The following is a 21,343-nucleotide window of genomic DNA, read 5'->3' on the forward strand; positions in this document are numbered from 1 at the left end:
ACGGGCCCCACCGACGAAAAGCTTCACCCGTGGGAGTCGCCCCCGCGGGCCCGGCACGACGCAACCCTTACGCGTCGTGACCGCCAATCCGGGCGTATGACCGACGAACGCGACGACGACGGCCACGAGTTCTCCTCGGGGCAGGGCGTCGACGCCGACTACGACGCGTTCACCCTCGACCCGCCCGAGTTAGGCGAGGACCCGAGCCGCGTCGACCCCGTCGACTCCCGGGTGCTGACCGAGGAGCTGGACCGCCGGAACATCGGCAGCGAGGACGTCGACGTCGAGCAGCTGATCGACGTCGGCCTCTCGTACATGGGGATCAACCGCTTCGAGGAGGCGACGGAGACGTTCGAGCGCGCCGCCAACTTCGCCGAGGAGGGCTCGCTGGAGGCCCAAGAGGCGTGGGTGAACAAGGGCGCCGCCCACGCTCAGTTGGAGGAGTTCGACCAGGCGATCGGCGCCTACCAGGAGGCGCTGCGCATCGACGAGGAGTCCGAACACGCCGCGACCGCCGAGACCAACCTCGCGTACGCCCTCTGGGAGTCCGGCCGGGGCGAGCAGGCGCTCGAACACGCTGAGCGCGCCGTCGAGACCGACCCGCGCTTCGCCGAGGCGTGGTACAACCGGGGGTTCCTCCTGGTCGAGCGCGGCCTCGCCGAGGACGCCGTCAAGTGCTTCGACAACGCGATCCGCCTCGGCTACCGCGACGCGGGCGTCTTAGAGGAGAAGGCCCGCGCCCTCGAGGAGGCCGGCGACCACGAGCAGGCCGAGGAGGTCGCCGACCGCGCCGAGGAGCTCCGCCGCGAGGCGGAAGAGCAGATGGTCGAGGAACAGACCGGGCAGGCGCCCGGGCCGGGCGGCCAGCCCCCGCGGGGCGGTCGCGGCGGTGCCGGCGGTCGCGGCGGCGAGGAGGCCCCGGAGCGCGAGCTCCAGGGCGAGGGGCCCGAGGGCTTCTGAATGCTGCTCCGCGAGCGCGAGACCGCAGAGGGACGGCTCGTCTCCGTCTGCGACCCGGACTGTCTCGGCGAGACGTACGACAACGGGCGCGCGACGCTCACCGTGAGCGAGGCGTTCTACGGCGGCGACGACGCCGTCGAGGCGACCGCCGACGAGGTGGTCGAGGGGCTCCGGCGCGCGCAGGTCGCGAACATCGTCGGCACCGAGGCGGTCGGCGTCGCCGTCGAGGCCGGCCTCGTCGACGAGGAGACCGTCCTGGAGTTCGACGGGACGCGGCACGCGCAACTGCTCTGGCTGTAGACGCGGCCCGGTCCGACTGACCCGGACGCGCGGTCCGTCGACGTCGCGGTCGCCGTCGCCCGCCGTCTCGCCGGGATCCGAACCGGCTAAGGGCGCGCGCGACGAGGCGGATCCGATGAGACGACTCACGCGGAGCGAACTGGCGTCGCGGCTGGGGCCGCGGCAGCCCTCGGACGCGTTCTGGCGCCGCGCCGTCGACCGGGGGGAGGCGGCGCTCGGCGTCGGTCCCGACGCGGTCGCCGCGGCGGCGAGCGGGGGCGCGACCGCGGACGGCGGCGACGAGCGGCGCGAACCGCTCGCCACCGGCGACATCGTCGACGTCGGCGACCACGCGTTCGTCGTCGTCGACGCGACCCCGACCGAGGCCGGCGGGCGGACCTACCGGATCGAACTGGTCGCCGACCGCGACGGGGACTGACGCGGCTCGAACTCGGTCGGTGCGGGCGCCGGATTACAGGTCCGCCACGTCCTCGATGGCGTCGGTGAGCGCTTTGACGCTCTCGACCGTGTGCTCGCCCATGTGGCCGATCCGGAACGTCTCCTCGCCGAGGTCGCCGTAGCCGTTCGAGAAGGCCATGTCGTACTCCTCGTTCACCTCCTCGATCGTCGCGGCCACGTCGATCCCCCGCGCGTTCTCGATGCAGGCGACCGTCTGCGACTCGTAGCCCGCCTCGGGGAACATCGCGAAGTGCTCGTCGGCCCAGTCGTGGACGTACTCCATCATCTCGCGGTGGCGCGCGTCGCGGGCGCGGTGCCCCTCGTCGAGCATGCGCTTCATCTGCGTGCGGTACGCCAACATGATCGGGATCGCGGGCGTCGAGTGCGTCTGTCCCTTGCGGTCGTAGTAGTCGATGGTGCGGCGGAAGCCGCCGTACCACGAGGAGTCGCCCTTCTCGACCTCGCGGTCGTAGGCGTCGTCGCTCACGACGCAGACGGCGAGCCCCGGCGGCATCGCGAACGCCTTCTGGGTGGACGCGAAGACGGCGTCGATCCCGTGTTCGTCGATGTCGACGTAGTCGCCGCCGAGCGAGGAGACGGCGTCGACGGCGAAGTAGGTGTCCGGGTACTCCTTGAGGACATCGCCGATCTCCTCGACCGGGTTCCGGACGCCCGTGGAGGACTCGTTCATCACGCCCGCGACCATGTCGTAGTGGACGTCCGCGGACTCGATCGCGTCGCGCACGTCCTCGGGCTTGACCGCCTCGCCCCACTCGTACTCCAGACGGTGGACGGTCTTCCCGAGCCGCTCGGCGACGTTGGCGTAGCGCTCGCTGAACGCGCCGCAGGTCGGCACGAGGACGTGCTCGTCGACGAGGTTGAGCGTCGTCGCCTCCCAGAACTCCGTCCCGGAGCCGGTGAGGATCACGACCTCGTTGTCGGTGCCGAGGAACTCCTTCGTGTCCTCGACGATGGTGGTGTAGAGGTCGGTCATCCGGTCCATCCGGTGGCCGAACATCGGCTCGGCCATCGCCTCGATGACGTCGTCGCGGACCTCGGTCGGGCCGGGGATGAACAGCGTCTTCTCGTCGTAGTCGTCGCGGTATTCGCGTTTCTTCGTCACGGGATCCACCTGTTAGATCGTACCGGGGCGCGTGAGGGTATGGTCCTTGTGTTCCGTTCAAAAGGCGCGACGCGCGGTCGCCGTCGCCTCGCGGAAACGGTGCCGTCGCCCGGATCAGCCGGGTTTATACGACCGGGCGGTTGAATTGTGGTATGATACACGCACCGAGAGTCGCAACCGCCGGAGGTGGCCCGCCGTGAGCGGCGACGAGGAGCTCGCGAAGGACCTCGGTCCGCTCGCGGCGCTCACCATCGGGATCGGGACGATGATCGGCGCCGGGATCTTCGTGCTGCCCGGCACCGCGGTCGCCCGCGCCGGCCCGCTCGCGGCGTTCACCTTCGTCCTCGGCGGCGTGATCGCCTTGTTCACCGCGCTGTCCGCCTCCGAGCTGGGGACCGCGATGCCGAAGTCGGGCGGGGCGTACTTCTACGTCAACCGCGCGCTCGGCCCCATGTTCGGCTCCGTCGCGGGGTGGGCGAACTGGCTCGGGCTCGCGTTCGCGTCGGCGTTCTACATGTACGGCTTCGGCGAGTACGTCAACGCCTTGGTCGGCCTCGGGCCGATCGGGCTCGGATTCGTGACGCTGGAGGCGGCGCAGGTGATCGGCCTCGCGGGCGCGCTGCTCTTCATCGCCGTCAACTACTTCGGCGCGAAGGAGACCGGCGGGCTCCAGATCGTCATCGTGATGTCGCTTCTGGGCATCCTCGCCGTCTTCACCGTTGTCGGCCTGCTGAACGCCGAGATGTCGTCGCTTCGCCCCCTCGCGCCGCCGGGGACGACGAGCGAGGTGCTCCCGGTCACGGGGATCATCTTCGTCTCGTATCTGGGCTTCGTCCAGATCACCTCGGTCGCCGAGGAGATCAAAAATCCCGGGCGGAACCTCCCGCTCGCGGTCCTCGGCTCGGTGATCATCGTTACGGTCGTCTACGCGCTGTTCCTCCTCGTGCTGCTCGCCGCGGTGCCGAACGAGCTGGTCGCGAACAACGAGACCGCGGTCGTCGACGCCGCCAGGCTGCTGTTCGGCGAGTACTCGCTGTTCGGCTTCTCGCTGGGCGCCGTCGGCGCCGCCATGCTGCTGATCGGCGGGCTGCTCGCGACCGCCTCCTCCGCGAACGCCTCGATCCTCTCGTCGTCCCGGATCAACTTCGCGATGGGCCGCGAGAAGATCGTCACCCCGAAGCTCAATCAGATCCACGAGCGGTTCGGCACCCCGTACAAGTCGATCGCGCTCACCGGCGCGCTCATCGTCCTCTTCCTCGTCGCCGGGAGCGTCGAGTCGCTGTCGACGATGGGGTCGGTGCTCCACCTCGTGGTGTACGGCCTGCTCAACCTCGCGCTCATCGTGATGCGCGAGTCGGAGGTCGAGGGGTACGACCCCGACTTCGAGGTCCCCTTCTACCCCGTCGTCCCGATAATCGGCGCGGTGTCGTCGTTCGCGCTGATCTACTACATTGACCCGACGATCATCCTGCTGTCCGCCGGCCTCGTCGTCTTCGCGCTGCTCTGGTACCTGCTGTACGCCCGCGGGAAGGTGGAGTCGCGCGGCGTGCTCGGGACGTGGATCCTCGACCGCTCCGAGGACCTGCCCGAGCCGGCCGTCTCGGCGGCGACCTCCGTCCAGCCGAGCGGCGGCGACTACCGCGTGATGGTGCCGCTCGCGAACCCCGCGACCGAGGAGCACCTGATCACGCTCGCGTCCGCCATCGCGAAGCAGCGCGACGGCACCGTCGTCGCGGTCAACATCGCGAACGTCCCCGACCAGACCTCCCTGGAGGCGGCCCGCGACCGCGGCGCCCACGAGGCGGCCCACGGCCTCCTCGACCAGGCCCGCGAGGACGCCGAGACGTTCGGCGTCGACGTGGAGACGCACGTCGTCCTGTCGCACCGCGTGTTCGAGGAGGTGTTCGACGCCGCGCGCACCTACGGCGCCGACATGACCGTGATGGGCTGGGGGAAGGACTCCCACGGGGCGCCGGGGCGCGCCGAGTCCGCCGTCGACGAGCTGGCGTACTCGCTCCCCTCGGACTTCCTCGTGTTCCGCGACCGCGGCTTCGACGCCTCGCGCATCCTCGTGCCGACCGCTGGCGGTCCGGCCTCCGACCTCTCCGGGGCGGTCGCGAAGATGCTCCAGACGGAGTTCGACGGCGAGGTCACCCTGCTCCACGTCGCCGAGGACGGCGAGGAGGAGGAGGGCCGCGCGTTCCTGTCCGAGTGGGCCGACGAGCACGACCTCTCGGACGCGGCGCTCCGGATCGAGACCGGCGACGTGGAGGACAGCATCGAGCGCGCCGCCCGCGACGCGACGATGCTCATCATCGGCGCGACGCAGAAGGGGCTGCTCTCGCGGCTGGTCCGGGGCTCGCTCGTGTTAGACGTGCTCAACGAGGTGGAGTGCTCCGTGCTGCTCGCGGAGAAGCGCAGCGACCGCGGCATCCTCGACCGGCTGTTCGGGAGCGGCGCGCGGTCGAACGAGGTCACCGACGGAGCGGAGACGCCCGCCGATACCGGCGTCGAGCCGGCGCCGTCCACGCCCGAGATAGACGAGGGCGGGTCCGGCGAGGAGTCGAAGGCGGACTGACGCGGCGGTCGCCTTTTATTAGCGGAGGGCGAGTGCCCCGCGTCAGCCCCAGTGCCAGAAGTGGTTGTCGTCGTCCTCGACCGGGTCGGTGCGTTCCCGGAGGGCGGCCACGTCCTCGGCGGTCGGCTCGTGGTCGTCCGGCAGCCGCTCCATGCAGTCGAAACAGAGGAAGAACTCCGAGCCGTCGGTGAGTTCGAGCGTCAGTCCCTGCGTCGACTCGAACGCGAAGTTCCACAGGTCGCCGATCCCGCCGGCGATCCGGACGGACCGCTCGCAGACGTCGCACGCCTCGGAGGCCATACTCGGAGGTAACGGGGCGCGCGGGGTAAGGCGTGTCGCCTCGACACGTGTACTACGTGGCTGGTTTCGATGGAACTGTTCGGTAGACGGCCGTTAGCGAGTCGACGGACGACACCGCCAAAGCCCCAGCCGGCGAGGCGGGCGCACGCTCGCTGCGCGCCTCACTCGGTCGCTACCGCTCCCTCGTTGCGGTGCTTGCGTCGCCTGCGCCCGCCTCGCCGGCTGCCCCTTTGAGTCCCACCTCGACAGCACAGCAACGCGCACCTCACGCCTCCCCAGCCTCGCGGTTCGCGCTCTCCGAGCGCTCACCGCGTCCCTCGCGCGTGCTCACTCGCGGCCTCCGCTTCGCTCCGGCCGCTCGCAGGCACGCGCCACCGCACGTATTTATAAGTAGTCGGTGCCGTTCACCGCGATTCGACCCCGATCACGTGCGCGTCTTCGGGGTCGAACCCGACCGCGACCGCGCCGTCGATCGGGTCCACGACGCGGACGACGAGCTCGCGGTCGCCCCAGTCGAGCGTGACGCGCGTCGTCTCGCCGAGGAACTCCGCGCTGGCGACGGTCGCGCGCAGCGCGTTCTCGCCCGCGGGGGCCGCGGCGTCTCTGGGACCTCCGTCCGCGCCGGCGACGCGGAGGTTCTCCGGACGGACGCAGAAGGCGATCCGGTCGCCGACCGACGGGGCCGCTCCGGGGTCGTCGTCGGTCCGCACGCGCAGGGTCTCGCCGCCGCCGTCGACCTCGACCGCGAGTTCGCCCGCCGCGGACGCGTCGGTCACCGTCCCGGCGAACACGTTGTTGTCCCCGACGAACTCGGCGACGAACCGCGTCGCGGGCTGACGGTAGACCGTGCGGGGCGCGGCCACCTGCTCGGGGGCGCCGTCGTTCATCACCGTCACGCGGTCCGATATCGCCAGCGCCTCCTCCTGGTCGTGGGTGACGTATATCGTGGTGATGTCCAGCTCGGACTGGATCCGCTTCACCTGCGCGCGGAGCCGCTCGCGGAGCCGCGCGTCGAGCGCGCTCATCGGCTCGTCGAGCAGGAGCACGTCGGGCCCGGGCGCGAGCGCCCGCGCCATCGCGACCCGCTGCTGTTGCCCGCCCGAGAGGCTCTCGGGGTCGCGGTCGGCGGCGTCGGGCAGGTCGACCAGGTCGAGGAGCTCGGCGACGCGCTCGTCGCGCGTGACGCCCTCGGGCGGGTCGACGAAGTTGAGCCCGTACGCGACGTTCTCGCCGACGGTCATGTGCGGGAACAGCGCGTAGCTCTGGAAGACGACGCCCACGTCGCGGTCCTCCGGGGGCACGCCCGCGACCGACGCGCCGGCGAAGCGGACCGTCCCACTCGTCGGCTCCTCGAACCCCGCGATCAGGCGGAGCGTGGTGGTCTTCCCGCAGCCGGAGGGCCCGACGAGCGTGAAGAACTCCCCCTCGCGCACCCGGAGCGTCACGTCGTCGACGGCGGTCGTCTCGCCGTAGCGCTTCGTCACGCCGTCGAGTTCGACCGCGACCTCGCCGTCGCTCTCGAACGCCGCGTCGCGCTCAGAGCCCACGGTGATCACCCCCGAGCCGCTCGATGACGACGAAGCTGAGCCCCGTGACGACCAGCAGGACGACGCCCATGGCGGTCGCCGGTCCGAGCCGCCGCCCGATGAACCGTTCGATCGCGACGGGCATCGTGTACGCGTCGGCGCCGGTCGAGAGCACGACCGTCGAGGTGAACTCGCCGATCGAGACCGCGAACGCGAACGCCGCGCCCGCGACGACCGCGGGCCAGACCAGGGGGATCTCGACGTCGCGGATCACCCGCGCCCGCGAGGCGCCGAGCGCCCGCGCGGACTCGACGAGCGAGCGGTCCAGCCCGGCGAGCCCGGGCGAGACGGTGCGCACGACGAACGGGTACCCCGAGACCGCGTGCGCGACCACGATGGCGACCGCGCCGCCGGCGGCGATCCGCCACCCGGCGACCTCGACGCCGAAGACGAGCCCCCGCAGGAGCCCGAGACCGACGATGATCCCCGACACCGCCAGCGGCGCCATCGCGGCCGCGTCGACCAGCGTCCGCCCGCGGTAGCGTCGCGTCGTCAGCACCGCGACGACGACGCCCATCGGGAGCGCGAGCAGGGTCGCCGCCGTCGCGAACGCGAGCGAGTTGTAGATCGCGGGCAGCGGCCGCACCTGGAACGCCGCCCCCGTTCGCTGGCGCTCGACCAGGAACCGGTAGTGCTCCAGCGTGAGCGCGCCGTCGCCCCCCGTCAGCGACGCGAGGACCATCGACGCGATGGGCGCGACGAAGACGACCCCGGCGACGACGGCGTAGGCGGCCAGCCCCGCCCGCGGCAGCAGTTCCCGGAGCGTGGGCGCGGGCGGTGACAGCGAGCGCCGGGGCAGCGGGCGCGCCCCCCGCGCGCTCGTCGCGTTCCGGGCCTCGTACCGGAGGTACGCCAGCAGGACGGCGAGCGACACCGCGAGCTCGACGATCGCGAGCGCCGCGGCCTCGGCGTAGCTCAGGTCGCGGACCAGCCGGTAGACGAGCACCTCGACGGTCACGAGCTCGAACCCGCCGAGCGCCAAGACGATGGGGAAGGTGCCGAAGGTGAACACGAACGTCAGCGCCGCGCCCGTGAGGACCGCGGGGTACACCTGCGGCGCGACCACGTCGTAGAACGCCCGGACCGGTCCCGCCCCGAGGCTGCGAGCGGTCTCGACCGCGCTGGCGTCGACCGACTCCCACGCCGCGGTCGTCACGCGCGCCACGAGCGGAGCGTTGTAGAAGGCGTGCGCGATCACCACCGCTTCGAGGGAGAACATGAGTTCGACCCGCGGGAGCCCGAGCGCGGTCAGGGCGGCGTTCAGCGTCCCGTTCTCGCCGAACGTGGCGACGAACCCCACCGCGACCATGATCGACGGCAGGACGAACGGGACGATGGTGAGCGAGCGCAGCGTCCGCCGGCCGGGGAACTCGTAGCGCGCGAGCAGGTACGCGGCCGGGAGCCCGAGGGCGACGCTCGCGAGCGTCGAGAGGACCGCCTGGTACGCGGTGAAACCGACGACCCCGAGCCGGCGGTCGGGCGAGAGCAGCGACCGGGCGACGGCGGCCGGCGGCTCGCCGGACAGCAGCCGCGCCAGCTCGCCGAAGTAGAACGGGTCGGTGAGCACGTCCGCGAAGACGCGGAGGGTGACGGCGCCGTCGACGACGACCGCCTCGATCAGGACCGTCGCGGCCGGGTAGTAGAACGCGACGACGAGCGCGGCGCTGGTGAGGACCGCGAGCGCGGTCAGCGCGTTCGCCTCGACGCCCTCGCGCAAGCGGGCCAGCCGCCCCGCGCGGCCGCCGTCAGGTCCCGTCACGCGCTCGGCCCCACGTCGGCCACGCGCTTAGTTCCCGGCGAACTGCCGCTCCCAGGCCTCGACCCACGCGTCGACCGAGCCCTGGAGTTCGTCGTAGGTGAACGTCACCGGGTCGCTCGGCTCCTTGGCCAGCTCGGCGTAGTCGCTCGGCAGCTCGGCGCCGTCCGTCGCGGGGAACGCGACGTTGCGCTGGGCGATCTCGCCCTGGACCTCGGGCTCCAGCATGAACGACATGAACCGCCGCGCGAGGGCGGGCTCGTCGGCGTCGGCGAACAGGGCCATCCCCTCGGGGTTCGCGTACGCCTGGTCGTTCAGGAAGCGGATCTGGTGTTCCTCGAGGTCCGCGCCCTCCATGTCGGCGAACACCTGGTCGGTGGAGTAGGAGACGACGATCGGCGCCTCGCCCTCGCTCCAGGCCGAGTACGCGTCGTCCCAGCTCCCCAGCACGCGCACGTCGTTGGCCTGGAGGTCCGCCCAGTAGTCGAGGTAGTCGTAGTCGGGGTCGCCGTCGCCGCCCTCGATCGCCTCCCCGTCCCCGTCGCTCGCGACGCCGCCGTCGCCGAAGCGGCTGATCGTGTGGAGGAGGAACGCGCGCCCGGTCGAGGAGCCGCCGGGGTTCTGCGCGATGAGCGCGCCCGCGTGCTCGTCGTCGAGCAGCCCCTCGAACGTCTCGGGCGCCTCCGTCGTCGTGCCGTCGTACACGAGGCTGACGTACCCGGTGTCGAACGGGACCGCCCGGTCGAACGGGTCGAACCGGAGGCCCTCCTTGACCGCGTCGCGCCCCTCGACGTCGCCGGCCTCGGCGAAGAGGTCCTCGTCCAGTTCGCCGTCGACGCGCACGAGGTCCTCGGTGGTGAGGCCGACGTAGAGGTCGGCGTCGATCCCCGCGCCCGACGCGGCGCGCTCGATGTAGTAGTTCACCTCGTTGTCCGGGGTCGCCCACTCCAACTCGGCGTCGTACCGGCTCTCGAACTCCTCTTTGAGCCACTCGCCCGGGCTCACCGAGGGCGCGTCGATGAAGTTCGTGTACGTGGCGACCGTCAGCGTCTGCGTCTCTCCGTCGCCGCCGTCGGTGCCGTCCTCGTCCGTCCCGTTCCCGCTGCCGTCGCCGCCGTCGGACCCGTCGCCGTCGTCGACCCGCTCGGCGCTGCAGCCGGCGAGCGCGACGGCCCCGGCCGCCCCGGCCGCGGTCAGGAAGCGTCGTCGGGTGCGTGGCCGGGCCGATCGCTGCCGCGTCTCGCTCTCGTCGGTGGTCATCACTCGGTTGTTGTACTCGGTGGTTACATAAGCGATCCGTGTCGACGGCGACACGAATTTCCCCGTCGCGCCCGTCGAATTCGCATGGGAGAGGCACCGAGAAACGGCTCCGCAGAGAATTCGGCGCAGTTCGGGCCGACCACCCGACGGCGGCTGCTCGCCGGCGGCGCGGCGGTCGGCGTCGCCGGCCTCGCCGGCTGTCTCGGCGGCCGCGACGGCCCGGTTCCGGCCCCCGAGGTGACGAGCGACCGCATCGAGGACTGGCGGCGGACGGACGCGTCCGAGGGCACCGCGTTCGAGCAGTCGTACGGCCCCGTCACCGTCCGGGCGCTCGAACGCACGCGGATCTTCGAGTACGCGCCCGTCGCGGACGCGCTCGCGGAGATTGTCGACGCCGACGGGTCGCCCGTCGTCTTCTTCGCGACGCGGGTCGACCTCCGGCCCGCGATCGACGGGCTTCCGGGCGAGGTCGGCCGCGACCGGGTGATGAGCGAGGTCGAGACGGCGGCCGTCGACGCCTTCCGAACGCGGCTCCGGAACGCCGGCATCGAGGACGTTCAGGTCGCCGACGAGGGGATCACCACCGTTCGGTCCGGTCACACCGCGACGGCGTGGCGGCTGACGGGCGCGCACGCGATCGACGGCGCGATTCCCCTCCCGAACGGCACGACGGCGGAGATAGACCGGCGGCTCGAAATCGGGGCCCGGCTCGGCGTCTGGCACGACGGGACGGACGTCATCGTCTCCGGCGGCGCGTACCCGACGGAGCGGCTGACGGCCGTTCTCGACGAGTCGCTTCCCGACGCGGTCGACGCCGAGACGGTCGTGCGACGGGTCGCCGACGCGGAGACCGCCGAGGCGCTCGCGACCGACCCCGCGGAGTTCGACGTCGAGGTCTCGCAGCTGCTCATCTCGGTGGCGTGAGCGGGGAAGGGATCCGGAATTTCCGAGTTCCGTCGAAATATATTGCTTAGAGAAGTGCGGCGGCGCGTGCCTCCGAGCGGCCGCCGCCGGCGGCCGCTCGGAGGCACGCGCGAGGGAGCGGTGAGCGCTCGGAGAGCGCGAACCGCGAGGCCGGAGAGGCGTGTGGCTGCGGTGCTGTGCGGGGCTTTGGCGGTGTCCGCCCTCGATCTACCGTGCCTATTGATAAACGGGCGACTGAGCCTTCCGAGACGTCCACCGCGTACTCCTCCGTTTCGTCTCGAACCGACCCGTTTAATCGGCGTCCCCGACTCTCACCCCGCATGAGCGACTTCCCGGAGTTCGAGGTGATCCCCGCCGTCGACGTCCAGGACGGCGAGGTCGTCCAGCTGGTCGGCGGCGAGCGCGGGACGGGCAAGCGCTACGGCGACCCGGTCGCGGCCGCCGAGCGCTGGATCGAGGCGGGCGCCGAGACGCTCCACCTCGTCGACCTCGACGGCGCCTTCGAGGGCGAGCGCGTCAACGCGGCGGCGATCGAGGCGGTCGTCGGGAGCGTCCCGGACGGGGTCGGCCTCCAACTGGGCGGCGGCATCCGGACCGCCGATGGCGCGCGCGACCTCCTCGACCTGGGACTCGACCGCGTCATCCTCGGCACCGCGGCCGTCGAGACGCCCGGAATCGTCGACGAAATCGACGCGATTCACCCCGGGAGCGTCGTCGTCAGCCTCGACGCGAAGGACGGCGAGGTCGTCGTCTCGGGCTGGACGGAGGAGACCGGACTGGAGCCGGCCGCGGCCGCCGCGCAGTACGAGGACCTCGGCGCGGGCGCCATCCTGTTCACCAACGTCGACGTGGAGGGCCAACTGGAGGGGATCGACCGGGAGGCGGTCGAAAGCGTCGTCGAGGCCGTCGATGTCCCCGTTATCGCGTCCGGGGGCGTGGCGAGCGTCGAGGACGTTGTTGATTTAAAAGAGGCCGGCGCGGCCGCGGTCGTCGTCGGCACCGCGCTGTACGAGGGCGAGTTCACGCTGCGGGAGGCGCAGGACGCGGCGGACGAGATTTAAATAGTGGACTCCGGATGTATCGCTGATTGCTTATAAACAATTGACTGCGGGTCGCCGGCGAATCTCTTCAAAGCCCCAGCCGGGAGGCGGGCGCACGCTCGCTGCGCGCTTCAGTCGCTCGCGGTGCTCGCTCCTTCCAGTGCTTGCGTCGCCTGCGCCCGCCTCCCGGCTGCCCCTTTGCGTCCCGCCCGACCGCACAGCACCGCAGCCTCACCCTCCCCAGCCTCGTCGGCCGCCGTCGCTTCGCTCGGCGCCCGACTCCAGCGAGGGACCGAAGGTCCCTCTGGCAGCCGGCGCGTAGCGCCGGCGACCTCGCGCGTGCTCCTCGCGGCCTGGCGGCCGCTCGCAGGCACGCGCCACCGCGAGCCGCGATTTCACCCGCAACCGACTTACGAATCCCCCGCGACGGGCCGGTATGAGCGAGCACGACCGGACCGCAGCCGTCACCCGCGAGACCTCGGAGACGACGATCGAACTCACCCTCGCTATCGACGGCGACGGCGACAGCGAGGTCTCGACGGGGATCGGCTTCTACGACCACATGCTGGCGTCGTTCGCCAAGCACGGCCTCTTCGACCTCACGGTCCGCTGTGACGGCGACTTAGAGATCGACGACCACCACACCGTCGAGGACGTGGCGATCTGCCTCGGCGAGGCGTTCGACGAGGCGCTCGGCGACAAGCGCGGCATCCGTCGCTACGCCGACCGCCGCGTCCCGCTCGACGAGGCGGTCGCGAGCGTCGTCGTCGACGTGGCCGGGCGCCCGTACTACGAGTTCGACGGCGAGTTCTCCCAAGAGTCGGTCGGGGAGTTCACGAGCGTCATGGCCGACCACTTCGCGCTGTCGCTGGCACACAACGCCGGGCTGACGCTCCACGCGACCGTCGAGAAGGGCGACAACGCCCACCACGAGGTCGAGGCGCTGTTCAAGGCGATGGCGCGGGCGCTCGACGACGCGACCCGCCTCGACGAGCGCCGCAGCGACACGCCCAGCACGAAGGGCGAGCTGTAGCCGGAACCGTCGACTCCGCCCCGCCGCCGATCGCTTATCACCGCGCGAACCGTTACCACGGACGTATGGAACTCGACTGCGAGGGGTGTGCCGGCTGCTGCGTCGACTGGCGCCCGCTCGACCCGGCCGCGGCGGGCTCCGACCGCACCGGCCCGCGCCCCCCGCTCGACGACGTGTACGCCCTCGCGCCGCTCACCCGCGACGAGGTCGCGCGGTTCGTCGGCGACGGCCTCGGCGACGCCCTCGCCCCCCGACTCTTCGAGCCGGCCGAGCGGGACGAGGCCGTGACCGTCGACGGGACCGACCTCGCCGCGGTCGACGGGCGCCCGGTCTTCGTCGTCGGCCTCCGGAAGCCCCCGAAGCCGGTCGCGCCGATCGGCACGGACGAGCCGCGCTGGCTCGGCGCCTGCGCCTTCCTCGACCCGACGACGCTCCAGTGCCGGATCCACGACACAGACCGCTACCCGCGCACCTGTTCGACGTACCCGGGTCACAACCTGGAACTCGGCGCCGAGACGGAGTGCGAGCGCGTCGCGGCCGCCGGCGGCGGCGAGCGCCTCCTCGACGACGAGCCGCCCGCTGACCTCCCGGCGCCCGCGTTCGGCCCGCAGGCGCTCGGCGCGACCGTGTTCGCGTACCCCGACCCCGCGGATCTCGACGGCGTCGTCGCCCGACTCCGCGACGGGGAGGCGACCGCCGACGACCGCGCGCGCTTCGTCGGCGCCGCCGTCGGCTCTCGCCCGGGATCGCTGTCGGTGACCCGCGACCGCATGAGCGACGCGCGCGAGGCCGCCCGCGACGCCGACTCGTGGGTCGGCGCGGCGATCCGCTCGTGGACCGAGCGCGCCGGCGGCGACGGCGAGCGCGTCGGCCTCGGCCGCGACGCCCGCGACCGGCTCGTCCGCGAGGTCGAGGACGACGCGGGCGCGCCCGGAACCCCGGGATGGGACGCCGAGCGGTAGGCGGAGCCCGGCCTCCTCGTTTGCGCGTGCGCACACGCGCGTGAGGCTTACCAGTGTGCGGCCCCTCCCTTCGCACATGGCCGAACTGACATCGACTGACGAGCCGGTCGAGTACGCGCGCGAGGACGTGTCCGTCCTCGTCGTCGGCGCCGGCGCGGCCGGCGCGCGCACCGCCATCGAGCTGGCCGAACGCGGGGTCAAGGACGTGCTCGTGCTCGGCAAGCGCGGACACGGCGACGCGCACACCACCTGGGCGCGGGGCGGGATCAACGGTGCCCTCGGCACCCACGACCCCGAGGACTCGCCGGCGATCCACGCCGCCGACACGCTCAACGAGGGCCACTTCGTCAACGACCCGGCGAAGGTGGAGACGGTAACCGAACAGATGCCAGAGCGCCTCCGCGAGCTCGACGAGTGGGGGATGGCGTACTCGCGCACGGACGGCGGCGAGATCGACCAGCGCTTCTTCGGCGCGCAGTCGTTCCGCCGGACCGCCTTCGCGGGCGACCACACCGGCGAGTCGCTGTTGGACACGCTCGTCGAACGCGCACAGGAGCTGTCGGTGCCGTACCGCGAGAACGTGATGATAACGAAGCTCGTCTCCGACGGCGACGCGGTCCACGGCGCCGTCGGCTTCGACATGGACACGGGCGAGTTCCTCCTGTTTAACGCCGGTATCGTCGTCCTCGCGGCCGGCGGCCACGCGGCGATATACGACCGCCACACGTCGCGCGACGACGAGAACAACGGCGACGGCGCGGCGCTGGCGTACGACGCCGGCGCGTCGCTCATGGACATGGAGTTCATGCAGTTCCATCCCACCGGGATGGCGGTCGACGAGACCGACCCGGAGTGGGCGCCGTGGAGCGGTCGGCTCGTCACCGAAGCCGTCCGCGGCGAGGGGGGCCGCCTGTTCAACGCCGAGGGCGAACGCTTCATGGAGCGCTACTCGCCGGACCAGATGGAACTCGACGCCCGCGACGTGGTCGCCAGGGCGATCGCGCGGGAGATCGCCGAGGGGCGCGGCACGGAGAACGGCGGCGTCTACCTCGACATCTCCCACCGCGACGCCGACTTCGTCCGCGAGCGCCTCCCGCGGATGTACGAGCGGTTCGACGACCTCGGGGTCGACATGGCGGAGGAACCGGTCGAGGTGGCGCCGACCTCCCACTACGGGATGGGCGGCGTCGCGGTCGACGACGACGGCGAGACCGACGTGGACGGGCTGTTCGCCATCGGCGAGACGATGGCGGGGGTCCACGGCGCCAACCGCCTCGGCGGGAACTCGCTGGCCGAGACCGTCGCGTACGGCGTGGTCGCGGGCGAGCGGATCGCCGACCGCGCCGACGGACCGGGCGAGGTCCCGACCGACCTGCGCGAGACGCTCGTCGATCCGCACCTCGCCGACCTGCGGGCGATGGCCGACAGCGACGGCGAGAACGAGGTTGACGCGGTGCTCGCCGACCTCCGCGAGCTGATGTGGGACCACACCGGGATCCTCCGCGACGAGTCGTCGCTCCGCGAGGGACTCGACCGCCTCGCCGACGTCCGCGACCGCGCGGCCGACCTCCGCGTCGGCCCGGTGACGAGCGAGTCGTTCGAGCTCGCGGTCGACCTCGGATTCATGATCGTCGCCGCCGAGGCGGTGCTCCGCGGCGCGCTCGAACGCGAGGAGTCCCGCGGCGCTCACTACCGGACCGACTTCCCCGACCGCGACCCCGACTGGCGGCGTAACCTCTACTTCGACGCCCCCGACGTCGGCGGCATGGCGCTCAGGAGCGAGCCGGTCGACGAGCCGAGCGAGGCGGTCCAGGCCGCGCTCGACGAGGGGCACGAGCTGGACTACCACCAGTTGGAGTAGCGGTGTCGAAGGCTCCGGATCACCCGCCCCGCTTCCGGTACCAGACGCGCTCGCCGACCGGCGACTCCCCCTCCGCGGTCGGTAGCCGGCTCACGAACAGGTCCCTGACGGCGAACGTGATCACCAGCTCGATCGGCCCGTCGTCGCCGTCCGCCTCGCCCTCCGATTCGGCTTCCCCGACCGGTCGCACCGTCACGACGCAGTGGCCGTCGCGCTCCCCGACCGACTCGACGACGCCGACGGACCACCGGTCGACGTGGTGCGACGGCTCCCTCGCGTGGACGCGGTCGTGGTTCACGACCGGCCCGCTCCCGGGTCGACCTCGTCGTCCGCGACCCGTCGCACCGCGAGCGCTCCCTCGCAGACGCACTCGCCCTCGCACTTCGGACACTCGTCGGCCGACCGCTCGATCGGGTCGCGGTGGACCGTCTCGTAGCCGTGCGCGTCGAACAGCTTCTCCGGGGAGTCGTCGCCGCCGTGGTACCACGAGTCCGCGAGGAAGCAGTCGACGCCGCGGTCCGCGCCGACCGCGTGGAGGCGTTCGAGCAGCCGGCTCCCGATCCCGCGCCCGGTCGCGTCCGGCCTGACGTACCCCATCTCGAGGTGCCCGTACAGCCCCGCGTCGGGGAGCAGGTCGGGGTCGTCGAAGAAGTACATCTCGTCGGCGACGGCGTCGGGGGACGCGAGCTCCCGGAGCGCCATCACCCCGAGGATCCGGTCGCCCTCGCGGCCCCCCTCGGCACCGGTCTCCCCCGCGTCTTCCGCGCCGGCCTCGACCGCGACCAGCACGTGGTACGTCGGGTCGTCGAGCCCGAGGTCGACGCCGTAGGAGCTCCCCTCGCTGAAGTGCGAGGTGATGAGCGCCTCCAGCGCCTCGGCGTCGTCCGGCCGCGGGTCCCGGATCGCGATCTCGTCCATCGACGGAGGGAACGTCGCCGCGGAGTAAGAGCGATGCGGTGCCGGAACCCCGCCGGCCCCGCGGCCCGCGGTCACCGGCCGGCGTCCGGCCGCCACACCGCCTGCCGGCGGTCGAGCCACGTGACCACGGCGACGTGCGGCAGCGTCATGGCCGCGATGGCGACCAGGGACACGGCGAGCAGGTCGCCCGGCGCCGCCACGCCGGCGGGCACCGAGACCCCGACCGCGCCCACGACGAGGAACCCGCCGAGCGTGAGCGGCGCGGCGTCGCGGCCGAAGCGGGCGAGCGCGCCGACCGCGTCGCCGGCCGACGCCGCGCTCGCCGCCTCGGGGTCGACGAGGACGAGCCGCCCGACGTGCCGGAGCGCGTGCCACAGCGCGAAGTACACCCCGACCGCGAACACCGGCGCCGCGAGCAGGAACCACGCCCACAGCACCGCCAGCTCGCCGACGTCGCGGCGCCACCCGCCCGCGTCGCGGCCGCTCCTCACGCGACGGTAGCCGAGCCCGACCGACGCCAGCGTCGCGGCCGCCATCCCGACCCCGACGCCGACCCGGACGCCGGGCGCGAACAGCGGATCGACCGCGGCCGCCGCCGCGCCGGCGTCGACGAGGAACAGCCCGACGATCCACTCGGCCACCAGCCGGTACTCCTCGGGGTGCGCGAGGAGGGGGACACCCATCGGGAGGCCCCCGCGGACGACGAGCGCCAGCCACCGCTCCGCCGACGTGGGGAGGTGGTCGACGCCGGCGATCGCGAGCGCCGCCACGTCACCCTGGCCCCAGTGGAGCCACGTGAGCGCGATGAACCCGACGAACGCGGCGACGGGCGCCGCGAAGAACGCGGCGACGACCGCGCCGCCGAGGACCGCGTAGACGACCGAGACGACCGCGATCGACCGCCGGAGCGACACGCTCGGGTCGGCCCGCAGGGGGACGAGGTGGTCGACCGCGCCGTGCGCCATCCCGACGGCGAGGGTGCCGAGCGCGAACGTCGCGACGCCGACTTCGACCGGAAACAGGGGGGTCACGGCGCCGATCGGCAGCAGCGCGGCCAGCGCCAGCGCCGGGCGGCGCGCGAACCAGCGGTCGACGCGCTCGTTCGCGGCGTCGGCCGCCTCCGGCGCGTCCCCCGCGCCCGCTCCTGGGTCGCGCGTCGCCGCGGTCCGGGACTCGGCCGCGCCCGTCGACGCCGCCTCAGTCATCGACCACGTCGGGGTCCGGGTCGGCGGGCGGTTCCGGGCCGGGAACGTCGCGCTCACCGTCGCCCGGCGGGGACGGCTCCCCGACCGCCCGTCCCCGGCGGTCGTTCCAGTCGAGCACCCACTCGAAGAGGACGAGTCCGTTGACGGTCATCACGCCGGCCGAGGCGAAGAACAGCATCTCCTCGATCGGGAGTCCGAGAACGGTGACGCCCGTCGTCAGCTCGGGCGAGAGGTACCACGTGCCCATTCCGATCGCGATCCGGTCCGCGATCCAGAAGTACGCGGCCGGGAGCAGCGTGGCCGCGAGCCACATCTTGGGCGTCCGCACGAGGTACCCGCCGCCGACCCCCCACTGGAGCGCGAGGACGGGACCGACCCACGCGATCAGCCCGCCGAGGTAGAGGAACGAGGGGTCGAGGAGGACGAGTCCGAGCCCGATCGGCACCATCGCGAGGCCGACCGCGACGCCGGCGATCCGCGGCGCGCGGTCGAAGTCGCCCTCGCGGAACGTCGGGTCGAACCCGATCAGGTGGAGCGCGAACGCGGTGACGACGGTCTGGATCGCGAAGAAGAGGTACTCGCCAAGCGGGATCGACAGCGCGCGGACGAGCACCGCGCCGTCGGCGTACCCCCACGCGCCCTGCCGGATCATGTAGCTGATCCACGGGGTCGTGTAGAGGTACGCGATGGCGACGAGGATCGCGATCCCGGCCGTCGCGCGACGCCGCCGGACCGCGTCGTACCGCGGCGCGAGGTACCACAGGAGCGCGAGGACGGGGAGGCTGAAGACGAGGTGAAACTGGAGATACGTCAGCGTCGGCAGCATCGAACCACCCCAGCAGAGACACTCATACCCGTATATTTCCCTTCGTTTCTCTTTAACCCTTCAGCCGAACGTCGTCAGGTACCGCCGGACCGAACCGGTTCGGGCGTCACTCGTCGGCCGCGAGGACGTCGTGCGCCTCCAGCACCTTCCCGAGCCGGTACATGGAGGCGACGACCGAGTCGCAGACGGGGCGGACCGCGGACTTCGGGACGAAGCCGACCGCGAGCCCCGCGGCCTCCAGCATCGGCAGGTCGTTCGCGCCGTCGCCGACCGCCACCGTCTCGGTCATCGGGACGCCCACCTCCGCGGCGAGGTCGGCGAGCGCGTCGTCCTTCGTCCCCTCGATCAGCGGCCCCTCGGCCTCGCCGGTGAGCGCGCCGTCCGCGTCGGTCGGCAGCCGGTTGGCGACGATCGTGTCGACGGCGACGCCCTCGCGGTCGAGCGCCGCCTCGACGCCGCGCTCGAACCCGCCCGTGAGCACGGCGACGTGGTGCCCCTCGTCGCGTAAGCGCTCGATGAGGCGCGCGGCGCCGGGACGGATTCGGACCGCGTCGAAGGCGTCCTCGGCGTCGGCCGCCGACAGGCCGGCCAGAAGCTCCGCGCGCCGGTAGAGGCTCTCGGCGTAGCCGATCTCGTCGTTCATCGCCCGCTCGGTGATCTCGGCGACCTCGTCGGTGGCGCCCGCCCGCTCGGCGAGCAGGACCGTCATCTCGGAGTCGGAGAGCGTCCCGTCGAAGTCGAACGCGATGAGACTCATGGCGTTCGTTCGTCGCGGCGGGGCCTTGAAGCGCGCGGTCGGCCGCGAATGTCGCCGACGGAAACGTCCGTCGAGCCGCCCGTTCACAGCCGCTCGCCGCGGTACTCGACGTACGTGACCGCCTCGGCGCAGCCGCACTCGCTGTCGCAGCCGCTGCGACCGACTTCCGGCCGCGCTCGCTCACTCGCCGTCCGCGTCGGCGAGGAACTCCACGTCGCCGGCGATGACCGCGCTCGCGATGACTCCCACGCCGACGAGCGTCGCGACCCCGAGGGTGGTCAGCGTCACCGAGAGCGCCGACCCGCCGACCGCGACGCCGACGAACGCCCCGACGGCCCCGCCGACGCCGCCGGCGATCACCGCCAGCGTCTGTGCCTCCCGCATAGGTGTCGATTCAGCAACACCGTTTATAAGCGTTCCTGCCGGGTTCTCTCGGGTGATAACGCCGAACGGCGTCGCGTCAACCCCCTCTCCGGCCTCTCAGCGCGGGTACTGCCGTCCGAGGTCGCCGCCGGCCGCCGCCGACTCGCTTCCGTCCGCCCCGTCCGCGCCGTTCGCGTCGTCCGCGGGCTCGCCCTCGCCGCCCGGACTCACGCTGCCGGTCCGGTAGCCGGCCATGTCGAGGGTGACGTACTCGAAGCCGAGGTCGGTCAGGTGCTCGTGGACGGCGTCGGCGAAGGCGGGATCGAGCGCGCGCTCCAGCTCGTCGGGCGCGATCTCGACGCGGGCGAGCCCGTCGTGGTCGCGGACGCGGAACCCCTCGAAGCCCCACTCGCGGAGCACGCGCTCGGCCTTCTCGACGCGGGTCAGCCGCTCCTCGGTCACTTCGAGGCCGGTCGGGATCCGCGAGGAGAGACACGCCATCGACGGCTTGTCGGCCACGGAGAGGTCGTAGGCGTCGGCGATCGCGCGGACCTCCTCCTTCGCGATTCCGGCGTCCAGGAGGGGGGAGAACACGTCGAGCTCCTCGACCGCGCGGAGCCCGGGTCGGTGCCCCTCGCCCGGGTCGTCCGCGTTCGTCCCGTCACAGACCGTGTCGATCCCCCGTTCCTTCGCCGTCTCGTACATCTTCCCGAGCCGCATCGTCCGGCAGTGGTAACACCGGTCGCCGTCGTTCGCGACGAAGTTCGGGTCGTCGAGCTCGGAGAAGGCGACCGTCTCGTGGTCGATCCCGATCTCGTCGGCGACCCGCCGCGCGTCGTCGAGCTCCGCCGCGGGGAGCGTCTCGCTGCGGGCGGTACACGCCACGGCGTCCTCACCGAGCGCGTCCCGGGCCAGCGCCGCGACGACCGCCGAATCGACGCCGCCCGAGAACGCGACGAGCACGCCGTCCCGCTCGGCGAGCGCGCCGCGGGCGCTCGCCGCCTTCGACGCCGTCTCGGGCCCGAGCGACCCGTCGCCGACGGGCCGCGCGTTCTGACTCATGGCCGGCGTTCGCGGCCCGCGCGAAAAAGCCCGTCGCACGCGGAACCGACGGCGGCCGTCCGGGGTTCGGCAGCGGCGGCCCGCGGGAGCG

21 protein-coding genes are annotated in these 21,343 nt (G+C 72.4%); 9 read left to right on the forward strand and 12 right to left on the reverse strand.

Features of this window, described 5'->3' with window-relative positions; translation table 11 throughout:
• Nucleotides 1–96: 96 nt before the first annotated feature.
• The 3 genes from EXE48_RS05075 to EXE48_RS05085 all read left to right on the forward strand — a co-directional run bounded on the left by EXE48_RS05075 (nucleotide 97) and on the right by EXE48_RS05085 (nucleotide 1,678).
• Nucleotides 97–960 (forward strand): tetratricopeptide repeat protein, encoded by an 864-nt coding sequence (locus EXE48_RS05075; protein ID WP_053770319.1) that lies wholly within the window; start codon nucleotides 97–99, stop codon nucleotides 958–960.
• A complete protein-coding gene (locus EXE48_RS05080; RefSeq protein ID WP_053770320.1) occupies nucleotides 961–1,260 on the forward strand; it encodes a DUF424 domain-containing protein in 300 nt (99 codons plus the stop codon). It abuts the gene before it with no gap.
• A 115-nt stretch (nucleotides 1,261–1,375) separates the two neighbouring features.
• Nucleotides 1,376–1,678: a hypothetical protein gene (locus EXE48_RS05085; protein ID WP_137705086.1), complete on the forward strand. Its 303-nt coding sequence runs from the start codon at nucleotides 1,376–1,378 to the stop codon at nucleotides 1,676–1,678.
• A 33-nt stretch (nucleotides 1,679–1,711) separates the two neighbouring features.
• Here the strand turns inward: EXE48_RS05085 and EXE48_RS05090 are convergent, their stop codons facing one another.
• The gene (locus EXE48_RS05090; RefSeq protein WP_137710906.1) at nucleotides 1,712–2,821 is read right to left on the reverse strand and encodes a pyridoxal-phosphate-dependent aminotransferase family protein; all 1,110 of its coding nucleotides are present in this window, start codon (nucleotides 2,819–2,821) and stop codon (nucleotides 1,712–1,714) included.
• 196 nt (nucleotides 2,822–3,017) lie between these two features.
• Here EXE48_RS05090 and EXE48_RS05095 point away from each other — a divergent pair, with 196 nt between their 5' ends.
• Complete coding sequence (locus EXE48_RS05095) at nucleotides 3,018–5,399, forward strand: amino acid permease (RefSeq protein ID WP_137705087.1); 2,382 nt, start codon at nucleotides 3,018–3,020, stop codon at nucleotides 5,397–5,399.
• A 42-nt stretch (nucleotides 5,400–5,441) separates the two neighbouring features.
• Here EXE48_RS05095 and EXE48_RS05100 read toward each other — a convergent pair whose 3' ends face one another.
• The 4 genes from EXE48_RS05100 to EXE48_RS05115 form a co-directional block, all read right to left on the reverse strand.
• Nucleotides 5,442–5,699 (reverse strand): DUF7561 family protein, encoded by a 258-nt coding sequence (locus EXE48_RS05100; protein WP_049932058.1) that lies wholly within the window; start codon nucleotides 5,697–5,699, stop codon nucleotides 5,442–5,444.
• Nucleotides 5,700–6,103: 404 nt separating this feature from the next.
• Nucleotides 6,104–7,246, reverse strand: a complete 1,143-nt coding sequence (locus EXE48_RS05105; RefSeq protein WP_137710907.1) for an ABC transporter ATP-binding protein — start codon at nucleotides 7,244–7,246, stop codon at nucleotides 6,104–6,106.
• A complete protein-coding gene (locus EXE48_RS05110) occupies nucleotides 7,236–9,044 on the reverse strand; it encodes an ABC transporter permease (protein WP_137710908.1) in 1,809 nt (602 codons plus the stop codon). Before EXE48_RS05110 ends, EXE48_RS05105 begins: the two co-directional genes overlap by 11 nt.
• Nucleotides 9,045–9,071: 27 nt before the next feature.
• Nucleotides 9,072–10,301, reverse strand: a complete 1,230-nt coding sequence (locus tag EXE48_RS05115; protein ID WP_137710909.1) for a thiamine ABC transporter substrate-binding protein — start codon at nucleotides 10,299–10,301, stop codon at nucleotides 9,072–9,074.
• An 84-nt stretch (nucleotides 10,302–10,385) separates the two neighbouring features.
• Between EXE48_RS05115 and EXE48_RS05120 the strand changes: the two genes are divergently transcribed.
• The 5 genes from EXE48_RS05120 (at nucleotide 10,386) to EXE48_RS05140 (ending at nucleotide 16,121) form a co-directional block, all read left to right on the forward strand.
• Nucleotides 10,386–11,225 (forward strand): DUF6517 family protein, encoded by an 840-nt coding sequence (locus tag EXE48_RS05120; RefSeq protein WP_137710910.1) that lies wholly within the window; start codon nucleotides 10,386–10,388, stop codon nucleotides 11,223–11,225.
• Between the two features lie 320 nt (nucleotides 11,226–11,545).
• Nucleotides 11,546–12,286: a 1-(5-phosphoribosyl)-5-[(5-phosphoribosylamino)methylideneamino]imidazole-4-carboxamide isomerase gene (hisA, locus tag EXE48_RS05125; RefSeq protein ID WP_137710911.1), complete on the forward strand. Its 741-nt coding sequence runs from the start codon at nucleotides 11,546–11,548 to the stop codon at nucleotides 12,284–12,286.
• 415 nt (nucleotides 12,287–12,701) lie between these two features.
• Nucleotides 12,702–13,298, forward strand: a complete 597-nt coding sequence (gene hisB, locus EXE48_RS05130) for an imidazoleglycerol-phosphate dehydratase HisB (protein ID WP_137705094.1) — start codon at nucleotides 12,702–12,704, stop codon at nucleotides 13,296–13,298.
• A 65-nt stretch (nucleotides 13,299–13,363) separates the two neighbouring features.
• Nucleotides 13,364–14,260: a YkgJ family cysteine cluster protein gene (locus tag EXE48_RS05135; RefSeq protein WP_053770329.1), complete on the forward strand. Its 897-nt coding sequence runs from the start codon at nucleotides 13,364–13,366 to the stop codon at nucleotides 14,258–14,260.
• Nucleotides 14,261–14,336: 76 nt separating this feature from the next.
• Nucleotides 14,337–16,121 carry an L-aspartate oxidase gene (locus tag EXE48_RS05140; protein WP_137710912.1) on the forward strand — a complete coding sequence of 595 codons (1,785 nt, stop codon included), beginning with the start codon at nucleotides 14,337–14,339 and terminating at the stop codon, nucleotides 16,119–16,121.
• Between the two features lie 19 nt (nucleotides 16,122–16,140).
• Here the strand turns inward: EXE48_RS05140 and EXE48_RS05145 are convergent, their stop codons facing one another.
• The 7 genes from EXE48_RS05145 to larE form a co-directional block, all read right to left on the reverse strand.
• Nucleotides 16,141–16,419, reverse strand: a complete 279-nt coding sequence (locus tag EXE48_RS05145) for a DUF7861 family protein (protein ID WP_053770331.1) — start codon at nucleotides 16,417–16,419, stop codon at nucleotides 16,141–16,143.
• A complete protein-coding gene (locus EXE48_RS05150; RefSeq protein ID WP_053770332.1) occupies nucleotides 16,416–17,039 on the reverse strand; it encodes a GNAT family N-acetyltransferase in 624 nt (207 codons plus the stop codon). Before EXE48_RS05150 ends, EXE48_RS05145 begins: the two co-directional genes overlap by 4 nt.
• A 71-nt stretch (nucleotides 17,040–17,110) precedes the next feature.
• Nucleotides 17,111–18,244, reverse strand: a complete 1,134-nt coding sequence (locus tag EXE48_RS05155; RefSeq protein ID WP_053770971.1) for a Brp/Blh family beta-carotene 15,15'-dioxygenase — start codon at nucleotides 18,242–18,244, stop codon at nucleotides 17,111–17,113.
• A complete protein-coding gene (locus EXE48_RS05160; RefSeq protein WP_053770333.1) occupies nucleotides 18,237–19,070 on the reverse strand; it encodes a lycopene cyclase domain-containing protein in 834 nt (277 codons plus the stop codon). The genes EXE48_RS05155 and EXE48_RS05160 overlap by 8 nt, the downstream gene beginning before the upstream one ends.
• 106 nt (nucleotides 19,071–19,176) lie before the next feature.
• Nucleotides 19,177–19,827 carry a phosphoserine phosphatase SerB gene (gene serB / locus EXE48_RS05165; protein WP_137710913.1) on the reverse strand — a complete coding sequence of 217 codons (651 nt, stop codon included), beginning with the start codon at nucleotides 19,825–19,827 and terminating at the stop codon, nucleotides 19,177–19,179.
• A gap of 180 nt (nucleotides 19,828–20,007) precedes the next feature.
• Nucleotides 20,008–20,211 carry a hypothetical protein gene (locus EXE48_RS05170; protein ID WP_053770335.1) on the reverse strand — a complete coding sequence of 68 codons (204 nt, stop codon included), beginning with the start codon at nucleotides 20,209–20,211 and terminating at the stop codon, nucleotides 20,008–20,010.
• Nucleotides 20,212–20,307: 96 nt separating this feature from the next.
• Nucleotides 20,308–21,252 (reverse strand): ATP-dependent sacrificial sulfur transferase LarE, encoded by a 945-nt coding sequence (gene larE / locus EXE48_RS05175; protein WP_053770336.1) that lies wholly within the window; start codon nucleotides 21,250–21,252, stop codon nucleotides 20,308–20,310.
• Nucleotides 21,253–21,343 lie beyond the last annotated feature (91 nt).

It is taken from the genome of Halorubrum sp. ASP1 (genome assembly GCF_005435135.1).
GTDB lineage: Archaea > Halobacteriota > Halobacteria > Halobacteriales > Haloferacaceae > Halorubrum > Halorubrum tropicale.

Bases quoted from the DNA above. Each gene is read 5' to 3' on its own strand.
- EXE48_RS05075 (WP_053770319.1), top strand. From the start codon at position 97: ATGACCGACGAACGCGACGACGACGGCCACGAGTTCTCCTCGGGGCAG.
- EXE48_RS05080 (WP_053770320.1), top strand. From the start codon at position 961: ATGCTGCTCCGCGAGCGCGAGACCGCAGAGGGACGGCTCGTCTCCGTC.
- EXE48_RS05085 (WP_137705086.1), top strand. From the start codon at position 1,376: ATGAGACGACTCACGCGGAGCGAACTGGCGTCGCGGCTGGGGCCGCGG.
- EXE48_RS05100 (WP_049932058.1), bottom strand. From the start codon at position 5,699: ATGGCCTCCGAGGCGTGCGACGTCTGCGAGCGGTCCGTCCGGATCGCC.
- EXE48_RS05115 (WP_137710909.1), bottom strand. From the start codon at position 10,301: ATGACCACCGACGAGAGCGAGACGCGGCAGCGATCGGCCCGGCCACGC.
- EXE48_RS05120 (WP_137710910.1), top strand. From the start codon at position 10,386: ATGGGAGAGGCACCGAGAAACGGCTCCGCAGAGAATTCGGCGCAGTTC.
- hisA (WP_137710911.1), top strand. From the start codon at position 11,546: ATGAGCGACTTCCCGGAGTTCGAGGTGATCCCCGCCGTCGACGTCCAG.
- hisB (WP_137705094.1), top strand. From the start codon at position 12,702: ATGAGCGAGCACGACCGGACCGCAGCCGTCACCCGCGAGACCTCGGAG.
- EXE48_RS05135 (WP_053770329.1), top strand. From the start codon at position 13,364: ATGGAACTCGACTGCGAGGGGTGTGCCGGCTGCTGCGTCGACTGGCGC.
- EXE48_RS05140 (WP_137710912.1), top strand. From the start codon at position 14,337: ATGGCCGAACTGACATCGACTGACGAGCCGGTCGAGTACGCGCGCGAG.
- EXE48_RS05150 (WP_053770332.1), bottom strand. From the start codon at position 17,039: ATGGACGAGATCGCGATCCGGGACCCGCGGCCGGACGACGCCGAGGCG.
- EXE48_RS05155 (WP_053770971.1), bottom strand. From the start codon at position 18,244: ATGACTGAGGCGGCGTCGACGGGCGCGGCCGAGTCCCGGACCGCGGCG.
- EXE48_RS05160 (WP_053770333.1), bottom strand. From the start codon at position 19,070: ATGCTGCCGACGCTGACGTATCTCCAGTTTCACCTCGTCTTCAGCCTC.
- serB (WP_137710913.1), bottom strand. From the start codon at position 19,827: ATGAGTCTCATCGCGTTCGACTTCGACGGGACGCTCTCCGACTCCGAG.
- EXE48_RS05170 (WP_053770335.1), bottom strand. From the start codon at position 20,211: ATGCGGGAGGCACAGACGCTGGCGGTGATCGCCGGCGGCGTCGGCGGG.
- larE (WP_053770336.1), bottom strand. From the start codon at position 21,252: ATGAGTCAGAACGCGCGGCCCGTCGGCGACGGGTCGCTCGGGCCCGAG.